General features: G+C 70.8%; 1 protein-coding gene (cut by a window edge). It reads left to right on the top strand.

The features are described from left to right. Positions 1–24,490 carry the 3' portion of a non-ribosomal peptide synthetase gene (locus BCM27_RS19385; RefSeq protein ID WP_004020537.1) on the top strand. The gene continues 15,755 nt to the left of window position 1, outside the view, so only the last 24,490 of its 40,245 coding nucleotides appear in the window; the start codon falls outside the window, past its left edge; the stop codon is at positions 24,488–24,490. Positions 24,491–24,577 lie beyond the last annotated feature (87 nt).

The following is a 24,577-nucleotide window of genomic DNA, read 5'->3' as shown; positions in this document are numbered from 1 at the left end:
CCGGTTGTACCGCACCGGCGACCGGGGGCGGTGGAACGCCAACGGTGAACTGGAGTATCTGGGCCGCAACGACTTCCAGGTGAAGCTGCGTGGCCAGCGCATCGAACTCGGGGAGATCGAGTCGATCCTGGGTTCGGCGCCCGGCGTCGTGCACACCGCCGTCGTCGTCTCCGCCCCGGCGGGTGGAGGCGAACAACTGGTCGCCTACCTCGCCGGCGGCCCGGGCGTGACGCCCGACCTCGACACGGTCAAGGACCTCGCGCGTCGCGGCCTGCCGCAGTTCATGGTGCCCACGACCTGGATGGTCCTCGACCAGATGCCGCTGACGACGTCGGGAAAGGTCGATCGTCGCGCGCTGCCCACACCCGATGTCAGTCAGCGCGAGGTGGTTGCGCCCGCGAACGACATCGAAGCCGCAGTGGCCGAGGCGTTCTCGGGCCTGCTCGGGGTGGACGACATCGGTGTCACCGAGAGCTTCTTCGACATCGGCGGCACGTCTCTCTCGGCGATGCGCCTGGCCGCTCGTGTCTCCGACGTCCTCGGGGTCGAGGTGTCGGTCCGCGACATCTTCGACGCCCCGACGGTACGGGAACTCGTGGCCGGCACCACCGAGCGCGACCGTGCGCTGCCGCCGGTCGTCGCGGTATCGCCACGCCCGCAACGCATCCCGTTGTCGTTCGCGCAGCAGCGGATGTGGTTCATCAATCAGTTCGACCCGACGTTGCCCACCTACAACATCCCGACCGTCGTGCGGCTGGCCGGAGATATCGACGTACCGGCGCTGCAGGCGGCGATCGCCGACGTGGTGGCTCGCCACGACGTGCTGCACACGACGTTCCCGCAGGACGAACAGGGTCCGTACCAGCTGATCTCGGATGCGGCGGAGGTCGCCTCCCGCCTCGATTTCTCGATCGTCTCGACGGCCGAGGAATTCGAGCGGACGATCACCCGCGGCTTCGACGTGTCGACGGAATGGCCGGTGCGAGCCTGCCTGTGGCGGGCCGAGGACGACACCCACATCCTGGGTCTGATCGCCCACCACATCGCCTTCGACGGTGAGTCGCGCAAGCCGCTCGTCGCCGACCTGGTGGCGGCCTATGTCGCTCGCAGCGCCGGGGAGGTCCCGGCTCTCGCGCCGCTCGACGTCCAGTTCGCCGACTTCGCGATCTGGCAGCACGACGTGCTCGGTTCCGCCGACGATCCCGAGTCGGTCCTGGGCCGTCAGCTCGCGCACTGGACCGAACGTCTGACCGGACTGCCCGACGTCCTCGAACTCCCGACCGACCACGCCCGGCCCGCGGTCGCCTCGGCCAGGGGCGGACGACTCGGCTTCGAGATCCCCGCCGAGGTCGCCGACGCGGTGGCCGCCACCGCGCGCACGCACGGCGTCACCCCGTTCATGGTCGTGCACGCTGCCCTCGCGGTGCTGCTCGCGCGGTTGTCGGCCACCGACGACATCGCGATCGCGACCCCCGTCGCCGGGCGTGGTTCACGCGTCCTCGACCCGCTGGTCGGCATGTTCGTCAACACCCTCGTCCTGCGGTCGCGCATCGCGCCGGAGATGAGCGTGGACGAGCTGCTGGCACAGGTGCGCGGGACCGACCTCGACGCGTTCACCAACGCCGACATCCCGTTCGAGACGCTCGTCGAACACCTGGACCCCATCCGTTCCGAGGCGTTCGCACCCCTCGCACAGGTCCTGCTGACCCTGGGTGAGGCGCTGCCCGCCGGACCCGGGGTGCTCGGCGAGGACGCCGCCGCCGGCGCGGCCGAGCTGCCCGGACTGGCGATCACCCCCGTGGAACCGCCTGAGGTCTCCGCCCAGCTCGACCTCGCCGTGGCCGTCTCGGTCGGAGCGGCCGGTCAGGCGTGGTCGGGGAGTGTGATCTACGCGCTCGACCTGTTCGAGGCCGGCACCGTGGCCGGATTCGCCGACCGCCTGGTCTCGCTGCTTCGCGACATGACCGGCGCCGGTCGCGACACCGTCGCCGTGGGCGATCTCGCGCTCGTCTCGGCCGACGACCGTGCCCGCGTCGACGGTTGGTCGGTCGGTGAGACCGAGGTCTTCGGAAGTCCGGTGATCGCCGACGCGGTGGCCGCACGTATCGCCGAGGACCCGACGCAGGTGGCCATCGACTTCGAAGGTCGTCGACTCACCTACGGTGAATTCGGCTCGCGCGTGGCCGATCTCGCGCGGACCCTGATCGGGCTGGGGATCGGTCCCGAGGTCGCCGTCGGCGTCTGCATCGACCGTTCGGTCGAGATGGTCGTCGCCGTGCACGCAGTGCTCGCCGCGGGTGGTCAGTACGTGCCGATCGACACCGCCGCACCGGCCGACCGGGTCCAGTACATGATCGAGACCGCCCGGGTCGCCGTCGTGCTGTCCGCCGGTGACGCACGTCCGGAGGCGATCGACGGACTCGACGACGGGATCACCCTGGTCCAGGTGGACGCGACGAGCGCCGTCGCCGACACCGCGCCCGTCACCGACGCGGACCGCCTCGCGCCGCTGCGGGGCGACCACGCCGCCTACACGCTGTTCACCTCCGGCTCCACCGGCCGCCCCAAGGGCGTCACGGTGTCGCACGCCTCCGTCATGAACCGGTTGTGGTGGGGACTCGGGGAGTTCCCGTGGACCGTCGGCGACCGCATCGTGCAGAAGACGCCCTACACCTTCGACGTCTCCGTGCCGGAGTTGTTCGGCCCGTTGATCTCCGGCGCGACGATGATCGTCGCCCGGCCCGGCGGTCACACCGACCCCGACTATCTCGTGGACCTGATCTCCTCGACACGGGCCACGTCGGTGCACTTCGTCCCGTCGATGATGTCGATCTTCCTCGATCTCGTCCCGGCCGGACGATTCGCCGAGATGTCCGCGCTGCGATGGGTTTTCGCCTCCGGCGAGGCGCTGCCGCCGGCCGTCGTGGCCAAGCTGCACGCCCTGCTGCCGCAGGTCTCCGTCGTCAATCTCTTCGGACCCACGGAGGCGGCCGTGGAGGTCGCCGTCGCCGACGTGTCCACCGCCCCGGCGATCATCCCGATCGGCGTGCCCGTCGCGAACACGTCGACATGGGTCCTCGACGCGCGGCTGCGACCGGTTCCGGCCGGGGTGCCGGGTGAGTTGTACCTCGGAGGCGTCCAGCTCGCCCGCGGTTATGCCGCACGCGCCGACCTGTCCGCGGAGCGGTTCGTCGCCGATCCGTTCGGCGAACCGGGTTCGCGTCTCTACCGCACCGGCGACCTCGTGCGCTGGCGGGCAGACGGAACACTGGAGTACCTGGGCCGCACCGACTTCCAGGTCAAGCTGCGCGGCCAGCGCATCGAGCTCGGTGAGATCGAGTCCGTGATCGCGACCGTCGAAGGTGTCGTGCACACCGCCGTCACGGTGGCCAAGGCCCCGACGGGCGCCGACCACCTCGTCGGTTACGTCGCGCCGGAAGGGGTCGACCTCGACCTCGTCAAGTCGACGGTGGCCGCCGAGCTGCCGGAGTACATGCGTCCGACCGTGTGGATGACGCTGCCGTACATCACCCTCAACAGTGCCGGCAAGATCGATCGAAAGGCGCTGCCGGAGCCGGAGTTCGGGGTACACACCGAGATGTTCGTGGCGCCGGCCACGACGACCGAGGAAGTACTCGCCTCCATCGTCGCGCACCTCATCGGTATCCCGCGGGTGTCGGTGACCGAGTCGTTCTTCGCCCTCGGCGGAGACTCGATCATGTCGATCCAGCTCGCGTCCGCGGCGCGCGCCGCGGGCGTCGACCTGTCCCCGCGCGAGATCTTCGAGCACCGCACGATCCGCGGCATGGCCGCCGCGGCCGATGACGACGCCGCCCGCCTGCCGATGCTCGAGGAGGCCTCGGCAGGCACCGGACCGGTCACGGTGTCCCCGGTCGTGCACTGGATGATCGAACACGCCTCGGCTCCATCGGATTTCGCCGACTTCGTGCAGGCCGCGGTGCTCCGGGCACCGGACGGACTCGACGTCGAGCAGCTGATCGAGCTCCTCGCGGCGGTCGTCGACGCGCATCCCATGCTCACCGCGACCCTCGCGCAGACCGAGGACGGATGGCGGTCGACCGTCGGAAACACATTCGACGGCGCGTCCGCGGTCATCGAGGTGTCGAGTGTCGCCGCGGTCGGTACCGACGAGTTCGACTCCGACGTCCGTACCGCGTTCGGTGCGGTGTCGGCCACCCTCGACCCCGAGGCCGGGCAGCTGGTGCGGGCCGCACTGATCCGTGACCGCGACGGCGTGGGACGGGTGCTCCTGGTCATCCATCACCTCGGCGTGGACGCCGTGTCGTGGCCGATCCTCATCGAAGACCTGATCACCGGATGGGCGCAGCTCTCCGAGGGTCGGGACATCGAGCTGCGCGCCGAACAGACGAGCGCCCGGGCGTGGACGGATGCCCTTGCGGCCCGGGCTGATTCGTGGCACGAGCAGCGCGACCACTGGCTCGAGCAGTTGCCGCCGCGGCCCACGCCGCTCGGCGTCACGCTCGACCGCACCCGCGACCTGATGTCCACCGAGCGCCACGTCTCCCTCGAGATCGGCGCCCCGGTGACCCGATCCGTGCTGACCGCGGTGCCGGAGGCCTTCGGCGGCAACGTCAGCGACGTCCTGCTCGGTGCTTTCGCCCGTGCGGTCCGGTCCTGGCAGTCGCGTCGCGAGATCACCGACAGTGCACCCGTCACGGTCCTCACCGAGGGCCACGGCCGGTACGAGGAGGTCCTCGCCGCCGGCGAGTCGCCGCGTCGCGCGGACCTGTCCCGGTCGGTCGGCTGGTTCACCACCATCGTCCCGGTGCGCCTCGATCCCGGTACCGACGTGGTGCACGCGGTGAAGGCTGCGAAGGAAGCGCGTCTGGCCCAGCCGGACAACGGCATCGGATTCGGGTGGCTGCGCTACGGCTCCGGGACCGCCGACCCCGATTCCGACACCCGGGAACTGGCCACGCGTCCGCTCCCGAGCATCTCCTTCAACTACTTCGGTGCCGGCGGAGGCGCAGGCGCGCCGGACGCCGAGGTGCTCCCCTTCACCCACGCTCCGGACGCGCCGATCCTGGGATCGTCCGCGTCGGGTCGGATGGTTGCTCTGAGCACCTTGGGCGTGAGCGTGACCACCTCACTCGACGAGCAGGGCAATCGCAGGCTCGTCGCCGGTGCCAGCTTCCCCGGCTCACTGTTCGCCGACGACGAGGTCACCGATCTCCTCGACATGTGGGCGGCCGAACTGGCTGCGCTGACCCAGGCGATCGGTTCGGGCACCCGCGTCGGTCTGTCCCCGTCGGACGTCCCGGGCACCGGCGTCACCCAGCGCGACCTCGACGACCTGGCCCGCACGTATCCGGGCGCGGCGGTGTGGCCGCTGACGCCGCTGCAACAGGGTCTGTACTTCCAAGCGCAGCTCGCCGCGTCCGGCCAGGAGTCCGGCGCCGTGGACGTCTACGTCACCCAGGTGGTCCTCACGCTGGGCGGCCGTGTCGACGGCGATCGGCTGCGCGGTTCGGCCGAGCAGCTGTTCGCCCGACACCGCGTGATGCGGTCGGCCTACCTCCGGACCGGCAGCGGCGCGGTCGTCGCGGTGATCCCCGAGCGCGTCGAGATCCCGTGGCGAGTGGTACGGCTGGACTCCGGGGTGACCGCAGAGGACGCGGATGCCGAGATCCGGCGGATCGTCGAGGGCGAGCGGCTGGCCCGGTTCGACCTCGGCCGACCGCCCCTGGTGCGATTCGTGCTCGTCTGGCACGACGACCAGGCGCACCTCGTGGTGACCAACCACCACATCCTGATGGACGGCTGGTCCGGTCCGCTGGTCCTGGCCGACCTGCTCGCCCTGTACGCCACCGGCGAGACCTACACCGGCCAGGTTGCCGGCGGTGAGGGATCGCAGCGATCGGACTTCGCCGACCACGTCCGGCGGCTCGCCGCCGCCGACCGCGACGCCGGTCTGGCGGCATGGCGACAGGTGCTCGCGCCGATCGAGGGTCCGACTCTCGTGGCGCCCGGACTCGAGGCCACCGACGACGAACTGCCCCGGCAGCACCGGGTCATGCTCGACGAGGAGACGACCGCGGGGCTCGAAGAGCTCACCCGAACCGAGGGCGTCACCACCGCCACGGTCATGCAGTTCGCCTGGTCTGTTCTGCTGTCGCGGATGACCGGCAACAGGGTCGTGGTGTTCGGCGAGACCGTCTCGGGCCGGCCCGCGGATCTGCCGGGCGTGGAGACGATGGTCGGGCTCTTCATCAACACGCTGCCCAGCGTCGTCGACGTCGATCCGGCCGCGACCATCGTCGAGGTGCTCCGCAGGCTGCAGGCCGCCAAGGTCGCGGTCATGGATCACCAGCACCTGGGTCTGTCCGACCTGACGGCCCTGGCCGGCTCGGCCCAGCTGTTCGACACGCTGACCGTCCACGAGTCGTTCCCGATCGACACCGAGGCCCTGTCGTCGCAGGACGCGACCGAAGGACTGGCCGACGGTCTCGTCGTCGCCGACGTCGACTCCAGGAGCACCACCCATTACCCGATCAACCTGATCACCGCGGCCGCGGGTGGCCGGGTGTCGTTGCAGCTGAAGTATCTTCCCGCCGCCTTCGGCGACGACCAGATCCGGGTCTTCGGCGAGATCCTGGTGCACATCCTGGAGACGGTGGCCCGCACTCCCCACGAGCGGACGTCCGACATCCCGCTGGTCTCCACGGTGGACGGTCTCGACGTCGCCGAGTGGTCTCGCGGACACGAGGTCCAGATCCCGGGTGAGCACACCGTCGTCGACCTCGTCGCCGATGCACGCGCACGCGCGGCGGATCGGCCCGCCGTGCTCTTCGACGACCGCGTGGTGCACTACGACGAGTTCGCGGCCCGGGTGAGCATCCTTGCGCGAGAGCTGATCTCGCTGGGTGTGGGACCCGATGTCGCCGTCGGCGTCTGCATCGACCGCTCGGTCGAGGTGATGGTCGCCGTGCACGCCATCGTGGCGGCCGGCGGTCAGTACGTGCCGATCGACACCGAATCCCCGGTCGAGCGCACGCAATACATGATCGACACCGCGGACGTCGCGATGGTGCTCATCGGTGCCGAGCGTCCGGAAGCGCTCGCGGGTGTCGACCTCCCGGTGGTCGTCGTCGACGCGTCCGCGCCCGTCGACACTGCGGTCGCCTCGGTGTCCGACGCCGATCGACCCGTCCGGGTGCTGCCGGACCACGCCGTCTACACGATCTTCACGTCCGGATCGACCGGACGCCCCAAGGGCGTGACCGTCACCCACGGTGCGCTGCGCAACACCCTCGAGTGGTTCACCGAGTCGAACGGTCCGGGGGAGCACGTCTTCTTCCTGAAGACGCCCTACACGTTCGACGCGTCCGTGTGGGACTACTTCGGCGGCATCTTCGCCGCGTCGCCGGTCGTCGTCGCCGAACCCGGCGGACATCGGGACCCGGTCTACCTGGCACGCCTCATCGAGCGCCATCGGGTCACGACCGCCAAGTTCGTGCCCTCGATGCTCGCGGCGTTCCTCGACGGCGCCACCGGCGCCGGGGACGCCGACCTCTCGTCGATGCGTCGGATCTTCTCCGGTGGTGAGGCTCTGAGCCCCGCCCTCGCCGGTGGTCTGCTCCGACTGCTCCCCGAACTCGGGCTCTACAACCAGTACGGTCCGACCGAGGCGACCGTCGACATCACCTATGGACGCGTGGACCGGCCGACGCCGAACATCCCCATCGGGGCACCGGTGTGGAACTCGACGGTCCGTGTCCTCGACGATCGGCTGCGACCGGTCCCGCCGGGCGTCCCCGGTGAGATGTATCTCGGCGGACCCCAGCTGGCCCGCGGTTACGCCTCGCGGCCGGGGCTCACCGCCGAGACCTTCGTCGCCGATCCCTTCGATCCACGCGGTGGCCGGTTGTACCGCACCGGTGACCGCGCCCGGTGGAACACCGACGGCGTGCTGGAGTACCTGGGCCGCGCCGACTTCCAGGTGAAGCTGCGCGGGCAGCGCATCGAGCTCGGCGAGATCGAGTCCGTGCTGTCCTCGGCGCCGGGTGTCGTGCATGTGGCCGTCGTCGTGGCCACCGCCCCGAGCGGCGGCGAGCAACTCGTCGCCTACGTCGCCGGACGTCCCGGCGAGGAGGTCGATCTCGACCTCGTGCGCGGAGCGTCCGTGCGCGGTCTGCCGGAGTTCATGCGACCCACGGTCTGGATGGCGCTTCCCGAGATGCCACGGACCACCTCGGGCAAGGTGGACCGACGGGCGCTGCCCCGCCCCGAGTTCGCCACCGGTGACTACGTGGCCCCCGAGACGCCGGAGGAGACCGCGGTCGCCGAGGTCTTCGCGGAGCTCCTCCAGGTCGAACGGGTGGGTGCCACCGACAGCTTCTTCGAGCTGGGCGGCAACTCGCTGTCGGCGATGCGGGTCAGTGCCCGCGTCGGTGACGCCCTGGGTGTCGAGGTCTCGGTCCGCGACGTCTTCGAGGCGCCGTCGGTGCGCGAGCTGGTGGCCGCCCTGACCGGTCGCGGCTCCCGGCTCGCGCCCGTGGTGGCGGTGTCGCCACGGCCCGAACGGATTCCGCTGTCCTTCGCGCAGACCCGGATGTGGTTCCTCAACCGCCTTCATCCCGCTGCGCCCACGCACAACATGACGATCGTGCTGCGGCTGTCGGGCGACCTCGACGTCGAGGCACTGCACACCGCGCTGGGCGACGTCGTCCGCAGGCATGAGGTCCTGCGCACGACGTTCCCGAGTGCCGAAGGCGTGCCCTTCCAGCTCGTGCATCCGCCGGAATCGGTCGCCGACCGGCTCGACTGGGAGGTCGTCGGGTCCGAGGACGACATCTTCGCCGTGGTGACACGGGGATTCGACGTCACCGAGGAGTGGCCGTTCCGGACGCGCCTCTGGGCGGTCGAGCCCGGTGAGTTCGTGCTCGCCGTCGTGTTCCACCACATCGGTGCCGACGGCGAGTCCATGGCCCCGCTCGTCTCCGACCTGGTCTCCGCCTACAGCGCCCGCGTCGCCGGGGACGAGCCGCAATTCCCGCCGTTCGCCGTGCAATTCGCCGATTACGCGATCTGGCAGCACACCGTCCTCGGCTCGGTCGACGACCCGGATTCGGTCGTCGGACGCCAGTTGGCCTACTGGGCCGGGCACCTCGCCGGTGTTCCCGACGTACTCGAACTGCCGTCGGACCGTCCGCGTCCGCCGGTCGCCTCCGGGCGCGGCGCCCGCGCACGGGTCGAGATCCCGGCCGGGATCGGCGAGCGCGTCACCGAGGTCGCGCGCGGAGCCGACGTGACGCCGTTCATGGTGCTGCACGGCGCCGTCGCGGTGCTGCTCGCACGCCTGTCGGCCACCGACGACATCGTCGTCAGCACGCCGATCGCCGGTCGCGGTCAGGCGGAGCTCGATCCGCTCGTCGGCATGTTCGTCAACACCCTGGTGCTGCGGACACTGGTCGACGGCGCCCAGTCGTTCGAACAGCTCCTGTCCGCGGTGCGCGATGTCGATCTGAACGCGTTCGCCCACGCCGACGTCCCGTTCGAGACCGTGGTCGACCGGCTGAGTCCGGTGCGCTCGGAGGCCTTCGCGCCGCTGGCCCAGGTCATGTTCTCGTTCAGCCCGTCGGCGACCGCCGCCGAGGCACTCGGTGACGCGGCCGGCATCACGGTGACGCCGTACGCGGATGTGATGGTCTCGTCGCAGATCGATCTCTGGATCACCGTCTCCTCGCGGCCCGCCGGGCAGACCTGGCCGGTGAACCTCGACTACTCGACCGACCTCTTCGACGAGCCGACGGTGCTCGAGTTCGGCGAACGCTTCATCCGTCTTCTCGATGCCCTGACCTCGGTCCCGGACCGGGCGGTGGGGGATGCGCCGTTCGTCGCCGAGGACACGACGGCCGCCATCGAGTCGGCCGAGTGGGGCGAGCGGGTGGAACTGCCCGCAGTGCAGACCGTCAGCGACGCCGTCTCCGCCCAGGCGCAGCGCACCCCGGACGCCACCGCGATCGTCTTCGGCGACCGCGAGGTGTCCTACGCCGAGTTCGTCGCCCGGGTCAACACACTGGCCCGCGACCTCATCGAGGCCGGTGTCGGGCCGGATGTGGCGGTCGCCCTGTGCATTCCGCGCTCCGTCGAGATGATGGTCGCGATCCACGCCGTCATCGCCGCGGGTGGACAGTACGTCCCGGTCGACGTGGCCGCGCCCGCCGACCGCGTCCGCTACATGTACGAGACCGCCGGTGTGCGGGTGCTGCTCGTCGCCGACGCCGAGGGTGTCCGGGACGCGGTGGCTGCCGCCGACGACACCGGTGTGCGGGTCGTCGTGGTCGACGCCTCGGCCCTGGTGGACGTCGACTCGTCGGCCGCCGCACCGGTGTCCGACGCGGAGCGACTCTCCCCGCTGCGCCCCGACGACGCCGCGTACACCCTGTTCACCTCGGGCTCCACGGGTCGCCCCAAGGGCGTCACGTTGTCCCATGCCGCGGTGCTGAACCGGTTGTGGTGGGGCCTGGACGCCCTGCCGATCGGTCCCGACGACGTCGTCATGCAGAAGACGCCGTACACATTCGACTGTTCGGTGCCGGAATTGTTCGCGCCGTTGTCGATCGGTGCCCGCCTGGTGGTCCTCGCCGACGGCGGACACCTGAACCCGCGGCAGGTCGCCGACGAGATCGCCCGCACGGGCACGACGATGATCCACTTCGTGCCGTCGATGCTGTCGGTGTTCCTCGAGGTGGTCGGCCGTGAGCAGCTCGCCGCCCTCGACACCATCCGCATCGTCTCGACCACGGGTGAGGCGTTGCCGCCCGCGGTCGCGGCACCCGTCCGCGAGATCTGGCCGGACGCATGGTTCTTCAACCTGTACGGTCCGACCGAGGCCGCGGTGGAGATCACCTTCGAACGCATCCACTCGGTTGCCGCCGACGATCCGACCGTGCCGATCGGCATCCCGGTGTGGAACTCCTCGGCCGTCGTGCTCGACGCCCGGTTGCGCCGGGTGCCCGCCGGTGTCCCCGGTGAGCTCTACCTCGGTGGCGTGCAGCTCGCCCGCGGTTACGCGGCCCGCCCGGACCTGACCTCCGAACGGTTCGTCGCCGATCCGTACGGCGAACCGGGTTCGCGGCTCTACCGCACCGGCGACCTCGTGCGCAGGCGCCCCGACGGCGTCCTGGAGTACTTGGGACGCACCGATTTCCAGGTCAAGCTCCGCGGCCAGCGCATCGAGCTCGGCGAGATCGAGGCGGTCATCGCCTCGGCTCCGGGCGTCGTCCACGCCGCGGCGACCGTGGCCACCGCACCCGGCGGCGGGGAACACCTCGTCGGCTACCTGGCGGGTGTGCCGGGTGAGCACATCGACCTGGACAGGGTCAAGGCCGTTGTCGCCGAAGCACTTCCGGGCTACATGCGACCGACCGTGTGGATGCCGGTGGACGACATCGCGCTCAACACGGCGGGCAAGATCGATCGTCGTGCGCTGCCGGAGCCGGTCTTCACCGCGGGCGAGTACGTCGCCCCCGCCGGTGAGGCGGAGGCCGCGGTCGCCGAGGTGTTCGCCGACATCCTCGGTGTCGATCGCGTGAGCGTGACCGACTCGTTCTTCGACCTCGGTGGCAACTCGCTCGCCGCGATGCGGCTCGTGGCGCGCGTGGGCGAGGTCACCGGCACGGAGATCTCGATCCGCGAACTCTTCAACGCCCCGAGCGTGCGTGAACTGACGCGTGTGAGTTCAGGTCTCGACTCCGCGCGCGCCCCGATCGTGGCCGTCGAGTCCCGGCCCGAACGGATCCCGCTGGCGTTCGCCCAGCAGCGGATGTGGTTCGTCAACCAGGCCGACACCACCTCGTCGGCCTACAACCTGCCGATCGTGCTGCGGCTGTCCGGAGCGCTCGACACCGACGCGCTGCACGCCGCACTGATCGACGTGGTGTCGCGCCACGAGTCACTGCGCACGACGTTCCCGTCGGCCGACGGCATGCCGTACCAGAAGATCAACCGCGCGACGTCGGTCGCGGCCAAGCTGGACTGGCAGGAGGTGTCCTCGCAGGAGGAGATCGAGGCGGCGGTCTCCGCAGGCTTCGACGTCTCGCGGGAATGGCCCATCCGCGCCCGGATCTGGGAGGTGGAGCCCGACGAGCACGTGTTCGCGGTGATCACCCATCACATCGCCTCGGACGGGCAGTCGATGACGCCGCTCGTGCGCGACGTCGTGACCGCCTACCTCGCCGAGTCCGCCGACACCGACCCGGAATTCGCCGACCTCGACGTCCAGTTCGCCGACTTCGCGATCTGGCAGCACGAGGTTCTCGGTTCGCCCGAGGATCCCGAGTCCGTCGTGGGCCGCCAGCTCACCTACTGGACCGACCGTCTCGCCGGCCTCCCCGACGTGATCGAGTTGCCCACCGACCGTCCCCGGCCCGCGCGGGCCAGCCAGCGTGGCGGCCGCGTCCTGTTCGGCGTGCCCGCGTCGGTCGGCGATCGCATCGCCGGGTTCGCCCAGGAGACCGGGACGACCCCGTTCATGGTGGTCCACGCCGCACTGGCCGCCCTCCTGTCACGGCTGTCGGCAACCGACGACATCGCCGTCGGCACACCGATCGCCGGTCGCGGACAGCGCGTGCTCGATCCGCTCGTCGGCATGTTCGTCAACACCCTGGTGTTGCGGACGACCGTCGACCGCGACCGCGGCTTCGCCGACCTGCTCGACGCAGCCAAGGACGCCGACCTCGCTGCTTTCGCCAACGCCGACGTCCCGTTCGACGTGGTCGCGGATGCGGCCGGGGCCCAGCGGTCGGCAGCGTTCGCGCCCTTCACCCAGGTGTGGCTGACGTTCGACCAGTCGACCCTCCCCGAACTGGCGGGTCCGGATCTCTCGATCGGCGAGGTCGCCGGCCTCCAGGTGAGTTCGGTGACCACCGAGCGCATCCCGGCCCGCGTCGACCTGCTGGTCGCGCTCTCGCAGCCGGCCGGGTCCGAGGACTGGTCGGGTGCGATCACCTACGCGACCGATCTGTTCGACGAACCGTCGGTGGCGCGTCTCGCCGAGCAGCTGGTGACGCTGCTGACCGAGGCCCTGGCGGAACCCGAGGTGCCACTGCGGCAGATCTCCCTCGGCGAGGCGACCATGTCGCTCGCCGAACTCGCCCGCGCGGCAACGCAACCCGAACCGCAGCGGCAGACGGTGTCGATCGCCGACTCCGACGCGGTCGTGACCGGGGGACCGGGAACCGAGCCGGTCGTCCTGGGTGATCTCTTCGCGCAGGCCGCCGCGAAGTGGGGACCGCGCCAGGCCGTCGTCGACGCGGACAATGTCTGGCTGTCGTACGCGGACCTCGACGCGCGGTCGAACCGCTTGGCGCGCTGGCTGATCGGTCAGGGCATCGGCCCGGAGAAACTGGTCGCGCTGGCGATCGGCCGATCCGCGCAGCTGCTCACCGCCATCTGGGCGGTGGCCAAGACCGGCGGTGGCTACGTGCCGATCGACCCGGACTACCCCGCCGAACGAGTGGCGAACATGGTCGAGGACTCGGGCGCGATCCTGGGCCTGGCCGTCCAGGCGTCGGGAACCCTGCCCGGGGAACGTTTCTCGTGGCGCAGTCTCGACGACGCCACGCTGTCCGCCGAGATCGAGGCGCTGTCCGACGCGCCGATCACCTCATCGGATCGGCGTGGGCCGGTACGGGTGGACAACGTCGCCTACGTCATCTACACCTCCGGCTCCACCGGGCGCCCGAAGGGTGTCGCCGTGACCCACTCGGGTCTGGCGAACTTCGCCGCCGAAGAGATCCGGCGTTCGGGTGCCGACGAGTACTCGCGGGTGCTCGGCTTCGCCTCGCCCAGCTTCGACGCGTCGGTGCTCGAGTACCTGCTCGCGATCGTGTCCGGCGGCGTGTTGATCTATCGCCCCGCCGACGCGGTCGGTGGCCCGCCGCTGCAGGACCTGATGATGCGGCAGGCGATCACCCACACGTTCCTGACGCCGACCGTGCTCGCGACCATCGAACCGCACGCGGTCCCGGCCCTCCGAGTCGTCTATGCCGGTGGCGAGGCCGTGCCGCAGGCGCTCAAGGACAGCTGGGCTCCGTTCCGGCGGATCCAGAACCTGTACGGCCCCACCGAGACCACGATCGGCGTCACCATCAGTGCGCCGATGGCGGTGGGCGAGCCGGTCTCGCTCGGCGGCCCGCTCGCCGGCGTGGGCCTGATGGTGCTCGACGCGCAGTTGCGTCCGGTCCCCGTCGGTGTCGCGGGGGAGCTGTATGTCAACGGCGGTGCGCTGTCGCGCGGATACCTCGACCGCCCGGGCCTGACCGCGGAGAAGTTCGTGGCGAACCCGCATGGTCACCCGGGTGACCGGATGTATCGCACCGGCGACATCGTCCGCTGGAAGCAGGACTCCACCGGTGCGCCGGTCATCGAGTACTCCGGCCGCAGTGACGACCAGGTGAAGCTGCGCGGTCTGCGCATCGAACTCGGCGAGATCGAGGCGGTCCTCGCCGAGCACCCGGCGGTCCGCTCGGCCGTGGTCGTCGGTGTCGGCGGTTCGGTCGCCACCGCGCTGGCCGCGTACGTGGTCGCGGCCGGCACAGGGGGCGGCGCCGAGGTCGATCCGGCAGAGCTGAGATCGTTTGTCGGCGAACGACTCCCGGCGCACATGGTGCCCGCGTCGGTCGCGGTGCTCGACGAGCTCCCGCTCACCCCGGTCGGGAAGCTCGACAAGGCCGCGCTGCCCGAACCGGTCATCGAGGTCGGCGAGATCGTCGAACCGGAGACGGACGAGGAAGCCGCGGTCGCCGCGGTGTTCGCCGAGGTCCTGGGAATCGACCAGGTCAGCGTGACCGAGTCCTTCTTCGACCTCGGTGGCAACTCGCTGTCGGCGACGCGCGTAGCCGCCCGGGTGGGCGAGGTGCTCGGCGTGGAGACCTCGGTGCGCGACCTGTTCGAGGCACCGACGGTGCGTGCACTCGTGGCCGAGGTGTCCGGACATGCCGAGGCGCTGCCGCCGATCGTCGCCCGCGCGGATCGTCCGGAACTCGTACCGTTGTCCTTTGCCCAGCAGCGGATGTGGTTCATCAACCAGTTCGATCCGTCGCTGCCGACCTACAACATCCCGTTCGTGCTCCAGGTGCGCGGTGCTCTCGACATCGAGGCGTTGCGCCTGGCGATCGCCGACGTCGTCGAACGCCACGAGGTCCTGCGGACCACCTTCCCGTCCGTCGACGGGGTCGCCCATCAACTGGTCCATCCGGCCGAGCAGATCGCCGACCGGCTGGACTGGGGGATCGCCGCCGACCAGCACGCCTTCGAGCGTGCGGTGGTCTCCGGGTTCGACGTCGCCGCCGACTGGCCGATCCGCGTGCGGGTCTGGCACGTCGACGCCGAGCGTGCGGTGGTCGCGGTCGTCGTCCACCACATCGCCGCCGACGGCGAGTCGATGAACCCGCTGCTCGTCGACGTCCTCACGGCGTACGACGCCCGGGTGTCGGGGAACGAGCCCGACTTCGAGCCCCTCGAGGTCCAGTTCGCCGACTACGCCCTCTGGCAGCACGAGGTCCTCGGCGACGGATCCGATCCGACCTCGGTCATCGGCTCCCAGTTGGCCTATTGGACAGACAAACTCGCCGATCTGCCCGAGGTGCTGAACCTGCCGTTCGACCGGTCCCGGCCGTTGGTGGCCTCGCAGCGCGGCGGTCGCGTCGGCGCCGCGATCCCGGCCGAGATCGGGAACCGGGTCCGCGACCTCGCACGCGAGGTCGACGCGACCCCGTTCATCGTCGTGCACGCGGCGCTCGCCGTGTTGCTCGCGCGACTGTCGGCCGGCGAGGACGTGGCGATCGCCACCCCGGTCGCCGGACGCGGACAGCGTGTACTCGACCCGCTCGTGGGCATGTTCGTCAACACCCTGGTCCTGCGGGCCCAGGTGGATCCGTCGATGTCGTTCGCCGAACTGCTGGAGCAGGCCCGCGACACCGACCTGGAAGCATTCGCGAACGCCGACGTGGCCTTCGAGATGCTCGTCGAGAAGCTCAATCCGGTCCGGTCCGAGGCGTTCGCGCCGCTGGCCCAGATCATGCTCACGTTCGGTCAGACGGCACTGCCCGAGATGGCGGAGACCGCGCCGGCCGCGGTCGCGGGGCTGGAGATCGAACCGATGCCGCCGGCCGATCCGCCGGCGAAACTGGACCTGACGATCGGTGTGTCCGTTCCCGACGGGGACGGGGACTGGCCGCTCTCGCTGGTGTTCGCGCGGGATCTCTTCGACGAAGACACCGTCGCCCAGCTGGCGCGCCGGTTCGTCGGGCTGCTCGACCAGCTCACCCGGCACACCGACGACCCGGTGGCCGACGCCGCCCTCCTCGAACCCGCCGAGATCGAGGAGATACTCCGGCGATCACGGGGCACGGAGACCGCCATACCGGCGGGATCGGTGGCCGATGCGCTCTCGTTTCGCGGGGCGCGGTCGCTCGACTCGATCGCGCTGACCTACGCCGATCGTGAGTTGACCTACCGCGAGTTCGGCGCTCGGGTCGCCGATCTCGCCCGGGAACTCCTCGGGCTGGGCGTGGGACCCGATGTCGCGGTGGCGGTCTGCATCGACCGCGGTGTGGACATGGTGGTGGCCGTCCACGCGGTGACCGCGGCCGGTGGCCGGTACGTGCCCATCGACACCGCTGCCCCGGGCGACCGTGTGCGCTACATGGTCGAGACCGCGGGCGCGCGGGTTCTGCTCGTCGGACCGCGGCCCGTGGCGGCCGATCTGTCCGGACTGGACGACGGCGTCCGGCGCGTCACCGTCGACTCGACCCGCGACATCGATCCGTCGACACCGCCGGTCACCGACGCCGAACGTGTCCGGCCGATCCGCGGTGACGATGCGCTGTACACGCTCTTCACCTCCGGCTCGACCGGACGACCCAAGGGCGTGACCGTCTCCCACGCCGCGGTGGCCAACCGGTTGTGGTGGGGACTCGACGAGTATCCCTGGACCGTGGGTGACCGGATCATCCAGAAGACGCCGTACACCTTCGACGTCTCGGTGCCGGAGCTGTTCGCGCCGTTGCTGACCGGTGCGACGATGGTGATCGCCGAACCGGGCGGCCATGCCGATCCGCTCTACATCGTCGACCTGATCGCGTCCAGCGGTGCCACCTCGGTGCATTTCGTCCCGTCGATGCTGTCGGTGTTCCTCGATGTCGTGCCGGCCGAGACGATCTCGCGCCTGGGTACGCTCCGCTGGCTGTTCGCCTCCGGTGAGGCGCTGCCGCCCGCGGTGGTGGCCCGTGCCCACGAGCTGCTGCCACACGTCCAGATCGTGAACCTGTTCGGTCCCACCGAGGCGGCGGTCGAGGTGGCCTACGCCGACGTGACCCGGGCGCCGTCGATCGTGCCGATCGGCGTGCCGGTCTGGAACACGACGACCCATGTGCTCGACGCGCGACTGAATCCTGTCCCGACGGGGGTCCCGGGCGAGCTCTATCTGGGTGGCGATCAGGTGGCCCGCGGGTATGCCGCGCAACCGGGCCTGTCCGCCGAGCGCTTCGTGGCCGACCCGTTCGGCCGGCCCGGCTCGCGGCTCTACCGGACCGGTGATCTCGTGCGGTGGAACACCGAGGGGGAGATCGAATACCTCGGCCGCACCGACTTCCAGGTGAAGCTGCGCGGCCAGCGCATCGAACTCGGCGAGATCGAGTCCGTCGTCGCGGCGGCGCCCGGCGTCGTGCACGCCGCGGTGTCGGTGGCCGACGCGCCGGGTGGCGGACAGCATCTGGTCGCCTATGTCGCGCCGTCGACCGTGGACCTCGAGGTCCTGCGGGACGCGGTGACCCGGGCACTCCCGGAGTACATGCGTCCGACGCTGTGGATGCCGATCGACGAGGTGGTGCTGAACAGCGCGGGCAAGCTCGACCGCCGCGCCCTGCCCGCACCCGACTTCGCGGGGCTCGACGCCGATCACGTCGCGCCCGCCAACGCGACGGAGGAGGCCCTGGCGACCATCGTGGCGGGTCTGCTCGGACTGGACCGGGTCTCGGTCACCCAGTCGTTCTTCGCGCTCGGCGGTGACTCGATCATGTCGATCCAGCTCGCCTCGGCGGTTCGCGCCGCCGGGTTCACGCTGACACCGCGAGACATCTTCGAGCAACGGACCATTCGGGCGATGGCCCGCGTGGTCGCCGGGGAGGCGCACCGTCTGCCCGCTCTCGACGAACCCGCGGGCGGCGGGCGCGGCGACCTGCCACTGCTGCCGGTGATGTCGTGGATGATCGAACATTCCACGCACGCATCTGATTTCGCGGACTTCTCGCAGTACCGGGTGCTCCACGCGCCGGCGGATCTCGCCGTGGACGCGTTGTCGGAGTTGCTGTCCGAGCTCATCGCGGTGCACCCGATGCTGTCCGCGCGTCTCACCCGGAGCGATGACCGCTGGCGATTGGTCGCCGGATCGGATGAGAACGCCGGTGGTCCGAGCGCGGCGCCCTATGTGTTCGCACGCTCCTCGGTCGCACCGGTGGGCAGTCCCGGCCACGACGCGGATCTTCGTGCCGCACATGCCGAGGCACTGACTCACCTCGATCCGTCGGCCGGTGTGCTCGTCGCGGCGGGCATCGTCACCGACGCCGACGGCGTCGGTCGGGTCGTCCTGGCGATCCACCATCTCGGTGTCGACGCGGTGTCCTGGCCGATCCTCGTCGAGGACCTGGTCACCGGATGGGCGCAGCGGGCATCGGGGCAACCGATCGCGCTGCGTGCCGAGGCGACGTCCGAGCGGGCGTGGGCCCATGCAGTCGGCGCACAGGCCGACCGGCGCGCCACCGAGCTGCCGTACTGGCTCGAGCGGCTCCCGGCCCGGCCCACCGATCTCGGGATCGACTTCGACGCGTCACGGGACCGGTTCGCCACCGAGGTGTCGGTGGTCCACGCATTCGACGCGCAGGTGACCGAGGCGGCGCTGACCTCGGTGCCGGAAGTGTTCCGCGGCAACGCCAACGACGTCCTGCTCGGTACGTTCGCACGTGCGGTGCGCGCGTGGCAGGCCGCGCGCGGCATCGCCGACGTCGCACCCGTGACGGTCCTGGTCGAAGGTCACGGTCGCAAGGACGAGATCGACACCGCCGACGGCGAACGCGCAGTCGACCTGTCCCGTACGGTCGGCTGGTTCACCACCATCGCCCCGATCGCCGTCGATCCGTCCACCGACGTCACCCATGCGGTGAAGTCGGCCAAGGAGGAACGCCTCGGGCAACCCGACGGCGGGCTCGGTTTCGGTGTGCTGCGTTACGGCGCCGACACCGAGCTGTCGCAGCGTCCGCTGCCGAGCATCGGGTTCAACTTCTTCGGTGCCGGACGCGCGGGACGCCCCGCGGCCGAACCCGCGCCCGACGTCATCCCGTTCACCGGTGCGCCCGGCGCGCCGGGTATGCCGCCGTCGGTGTCGGGCGCGATGGTCGCGCTGAACCCGTTGAGCGTCAACGTCGGAACGCGAAGCGACGGCGAGACCCGGCGCCTCACGGCCAACTTCACGTTCCCGTCGGCTCTGTTCGGGACCGACGACATCACGGCGCTCGCCGAGTTGTGGGCCGACGAGCTCACCGCACTCGCCGAGCACGTCGCGGTCGTCGGTGACCCGGGCCGGTCGCCGTCGGACGTGCCCGGTACGCCCGTCACCCAGACCGAACTCGACGCGCTCGCGGTGCGGTTCCCGGGTGCGGACGTCTGGCCGCTCACGCCGCTGCAGGCCGGTCTCTACTTCCAGTCGCAGATGGCTGCGCAGAACACCGCGGGAGCCGACGGTGTCGCTCCCACGGGCTCCGACAACGTGGACGTCTACGTCACGCAGGCGGTGCTGCATCTCGGCGGTGAGGTCGACCGGGCGCGATTGCGTTCGGCGGCCGAGGAACTCGTCGCACATCATCGTGTGCTGCGCAGCGGGTATGTGCGCACGGCGGGCGGGGCCCTGGTGGCCGTCGTACCGCCGCGCGTCGACCTGCCGTGGTCCGAGGTGTCCCTGGAACCCGACCTCGACGGTGACGAGGCAGCGCGACGAGTGCGCGAGATCGCCGACACCGAACGGATCGAACCGTTCGATCTCGCGGCGCCGCCGCTGGTGCGGTTCGTGAGCGTCGAGCACGGCTCCGGATCCGACACGACGCTGAGCCTGATCGTGACCAACCATCACATCCTGCTCGACGGCTGGTCCGGTCCGCTGGTTCTCGCCGACCTGCTCGCGCTCTACGCCGGGGTGGGTCCGTACACGGCAACCATTTCCGCGGACTCCGACTTCGGCGACCACGTCCGGCGGCTCGCCGCCGCCGACCCGGCCGCGGGTCTCGCCGCCTGGCGGGATGTGCTGGCGCCGCTGGCGGAGCCGACGCTGGTGTCCGGCGCCGAGGAGGCCACGACCACGTCGTTGCCGCGTGACCACGAGGAGTGGATCGACGCCGAGACGACGGCGGCGATCAACCGGCTGGCGCGCGAACGCGGTGTCACGGTCAGCACGATCCTGCAGTTCGCCTGGGCGGTGCTGCTGTCGCGCATGACCGGCAACCAGGTGGTCGCCTTCGGCGAGACCGTGTCGGGGCGCCCGTCGGACCTCGACGGTGTCGAGGGCATGGTCGGCCTGTTCATCAACACGGTCCCGAGCGTCGTCGACGTCGACCCGGCTGCCCCGATCGGCGACGTGCTCGCCGCGATGCAGGCCGACAAGGTCGCAGTCCTCGACCACCAGCACGTCGGTCTCGCCGACCTCACCGCGCTTGCGGGGATCGGTGCGCTCTTCGACACGCTGACCGTGTTCGAGTCGTTCCCGGTGGACTCCGACTCGCTGTCCACGGCGGACACGTCGCTGGCCGGCGGTCTGCAGATCGTCGGCGTGGACGCCGGCGACTCGACGCACTATCCGCTCAACCTCGCGTCGTCACCGTCCGGTGACCGCCTGCTGCTGAAGCTCAAGTACCTCCCGTCGGCCTTCGCCGACGACCAGGTGGGGGTGTTCGGCGCGGCGCTGCGCGAGATCCTGCGGACGACCGTCGACGATGTGGATTCGCCGACCTCGTCGATCGCGCTCCTCGACGCCGCGGCAGCTGCCGAGCTCACGCCGGTGAACGGTCCGGCGGCGCCGGAACCGCGTCTGCTGGGCGAGGTGTTCGCCGACGTCGCGGCCGCGCACGCGGGGATCGTCGCGGTCACCGACGGCGACGGCGCGTCGCTCACCTACGCCGAGCTCGACGAGCGCTCGAACCGGCTCGCGCGGTGGATGATCGGCCGCGGGATCGGCGTGGACTCGGTCGTGGGGCTGGCGCTCGGTCGCACCGTCGACCGGCTGGCGGGGCATTGGGCCCTGGCGAAGCTGGGCGCGGCGTACCTGTCCATCGACCCGACGCTGCCCGCCGACCGCATCGCGCACATGGTCACCGATTCCGGTGTGCGTCTGGTGATCGCGTCGGCATCGGGAAGTCCGGAACAGGGCGGCCCGGGGCCGGAAGCGGGTGCCCGCGGTGACGTCGAATGGATCGACGTGTCCGCCGTCGCCGACGCCATGCGTGGCATCGAGGGCACCGCCCTCGCGCCGGGCGAGCTGGTGGGTACCCCGCGTCTGGATGCACTCGCCTATGTCATCTACACCTCCGGGTCGACCGGTGTGCCCAAGGGCGTGGCGGTCACCCAGCGCGGTGCGCACGCCTTCGCCGTCGCCGAGGCGCACCGGTTCGGCATCGATCCGGGTTCGCGGGTACTCGGTTACGCCTCACCGAGTTTCGATGCCTCGGTGCTGGAGTGGCTGCTGGCCTCGACCTCGGGTTCGACACTGGTGTACCGGCCGGACGACATCGTCGGCGGCGAGACGCTGACCGCCTTCCTCCGCGAGCACGAACTGACGCACGTGTTCCTCACACCGAGTGTGCTGGCGACCGTCGAACCCGACGACCTGCCCGCACTGCGGATGCTGGCCTCGGGCGGCGAGGCGGTCTCCACCGCCCTCGTCCGCACCTGGGCGGGCCGCGTCGCGTTCCACAACGCGTACGGGCCGACGGAGACGTCGGTGGCGGTCGCGATCAGCGGTCCGCTCGACCCGGACGAGCCGGTGACGATCGGCGGCCCGGTGGCGGGTACCGGCCTGCTGGTCCTGGATCAGCGACTGTCCCCGGTGCCCATCGGGATGGCGGGCGAACTGTACGCCACCGGTGTCTCGTCGGCCCGCGGATATCTCCGGCGTCCGCAGCTGACCGCCGAGCGCTTCGTCGCGTCCCCGTTCGGCGGACCCGGCGACCGCATGTACCGCACGGGCGACCGTGTCCGGTGGGTGCGCTCGGCATCCGGCGAGCTGGTGCTCGAGTATCTCGGTCGTTCCGACGACCAGGTGAAGCTGCGCGGCCTGCGCATCGAATTGGGCGAGATCGAGAACGCGCTGTCCACGCATCCGTCGGTGAAGACCGCGGTGGTGCTCGGGGTCGGCGGGTCGGTCGCGTCGTCGCTGGCCGCCTACGTGGTACCGGCATCGGACGCGCTGAGCACCGGCGGCGAGACTCCTGCCGTCGACACCGCTGCGCTGCGGGACCATCTGGCGGATCGACTGCCGTCGTACATGATCCCGGCGACGATCACGGTCCTGGCCGACCTGCCGCTCACCGCGACGGGCAAGCTGGACAAGCGGGCACTGCCGGCACCGGACATCGAGGCCGACGACCTCGTCGCACCGGAGACGGCGGCGGAGGCGCGCGTGGTCGCCGTCTTCGCCGACCTGCTGGGCGTCGACGCGGTGTCGGTGACCGGTGACTTCTTCGCCCTGGGCGGCAACTCGCTCTCCGCGACCCGACTGGCGGCACGCGTCGGCGACGCCCTCAACGCCGACATCGGCGTGCGGGACGTGTTCGAGTCGCCGACGCCGCGGGCACTGGCCGCTCTCGGTCAGCACCGGGGCGGTCTGCGCGCGCCGGTCACCCGGGTCGAGCCGAGGCCGGCGGAGATCCCGCTGTCGTTCGCGCAGCAGCGGATCTGGTTCATCAATCGCCTCGACCCGGCCTCGGCGGCCTACAACCTGCCGATCGGTGTCGAACTCGGCGGCCGGCTGGACGTCGAGGCCCTCGGTGCGGCGATCGGCGACGTCGTCGCGCGGCACGAGATCCTGCGGACCACGTTCCCCGCCGTCGACGGCCGGCCGACCCAGGTCGTCCACGACGCCGACGGTCCGGCGGCGCTGCCCCGCCTCGTCGAATGTGATTCGGAGGCGGAGCTTCTCGAGGCGCTGTCCGCCGGATTCGACGTGACCACCGAGGTGCCCGTCCGGATCCGGTTGTGGCAACGCGACGAGGGTTCGTGGGTCCTGCTCGCGGTACTGCATCACATCGTGGGTGACGGTGAGTCCATGCGGCCACTGATGTCCGACGTCGTGACGGCCTACCGGGACCGGGCCGCGAGCCGGGCACCGGACCTGCCGCCGCTGCCGGTCCAGTTCGCCGACTACGCGCTGTGGCAGCAACGCGAGCTGGGCGCGGTCGACGACCCGACGTCGGTGGTCGGACGGCAACTGTCGTACTGGTTGCGTCAGCTCGCCGGGGTACCCGACGTGCTGGAGCTGCCCGCCGACCGGCCGCGCCCGACCGTGGCGTCGATGCGGGGTGCGCGGGTCGACTTCGAGATCCCGCATGAGGTCGCGACGCGGATCTCGGCGCTGGCGCGCGAGCGCGGGATGACGCCGTTCATGGTGGTGCACGCGGGCCTGTCGGTGCTGCTCGCCCGGGTCACCGCGACCGACGACATCGCGGTCGCCACTCCCATCGCGGGCCGGGGACGCGCCGAGATCGATCAGCTGATCGGCATGTTCGTCAACACCCTGGTCCTGCGGGCCGAGGTGGACCCGGCGATGAGCTTCGCGGAACTGCTCGAGGACACCCGGGTCGTCGACCTGGACGCGTTCACCAACGCCGACGTGCCGTTCGAGACGCTGGTCGAGCGGCTGAACCCGACCCGGTCCAGGGCGTTCTCGCCGCTCGCGCAGGTCATGCTGACGCTGACCAACGCGGGCAACACCGCGCCGGTGTTCGAGGCGGAGGGTCTGCGGGTCGCGGCGCTCGAGTCGCCGGTGACGTCCGCCCAGCTCGACCTCACGGTCGCGGTGGTCGCCCGTCCGGACCGGTCCTGGTCGGCGTCGATGGTCTACGCGACGGACCTGTTCGACGAGGGGACCGTCGAGCTGCTCGCGCAGCGCCTGGTTACGCTCCTCGACGGGCTCACGGCCCGGCCGGACGCCGCGGTCGGGGAGTGTCCACTGGTGACACCGGCGGAACGGGATCGCGTGCTGGCCTGGTCGGCGGGTGCCGCGACGCGGCCGACCGGCGCCACCCTGCCGGGCATCGTCGGATCCCGGCAGTCCGGCGCGGGGGAGCCGGGAGTCGGCGAGAACGGTGTGGCCGGCCGCGAGGTCGGGTACAACGGTCGCGGTGGGGACGAGAGTCGCTACGGTGACGATGGTTCCGACAGTGGTCCCGGTGGGGATGACTGAGCGGAGAGAACACCCGGGGCGCAGCGAACACACGGGGGGAATGGGGAACGCAGGACGAGACGGCAGACGACGAGGCGAGATGGAGGC

The organism is Gordonia terrae (assembly GCF_001698225.1).
In the GTDB taxonomy this organism is placed as follows: domain Bacteria; phylum Actinomycetota; class Actinomycetes; order Mycobacteriales; family Mycobacteriaceae; genus Gordonia; species Gordonia terrae.
The sequence above is the reverse complement of the archived record's forward strand: the minus strand, read 5'-3'. Positions and strand labels throughout refer to the sequence as shown.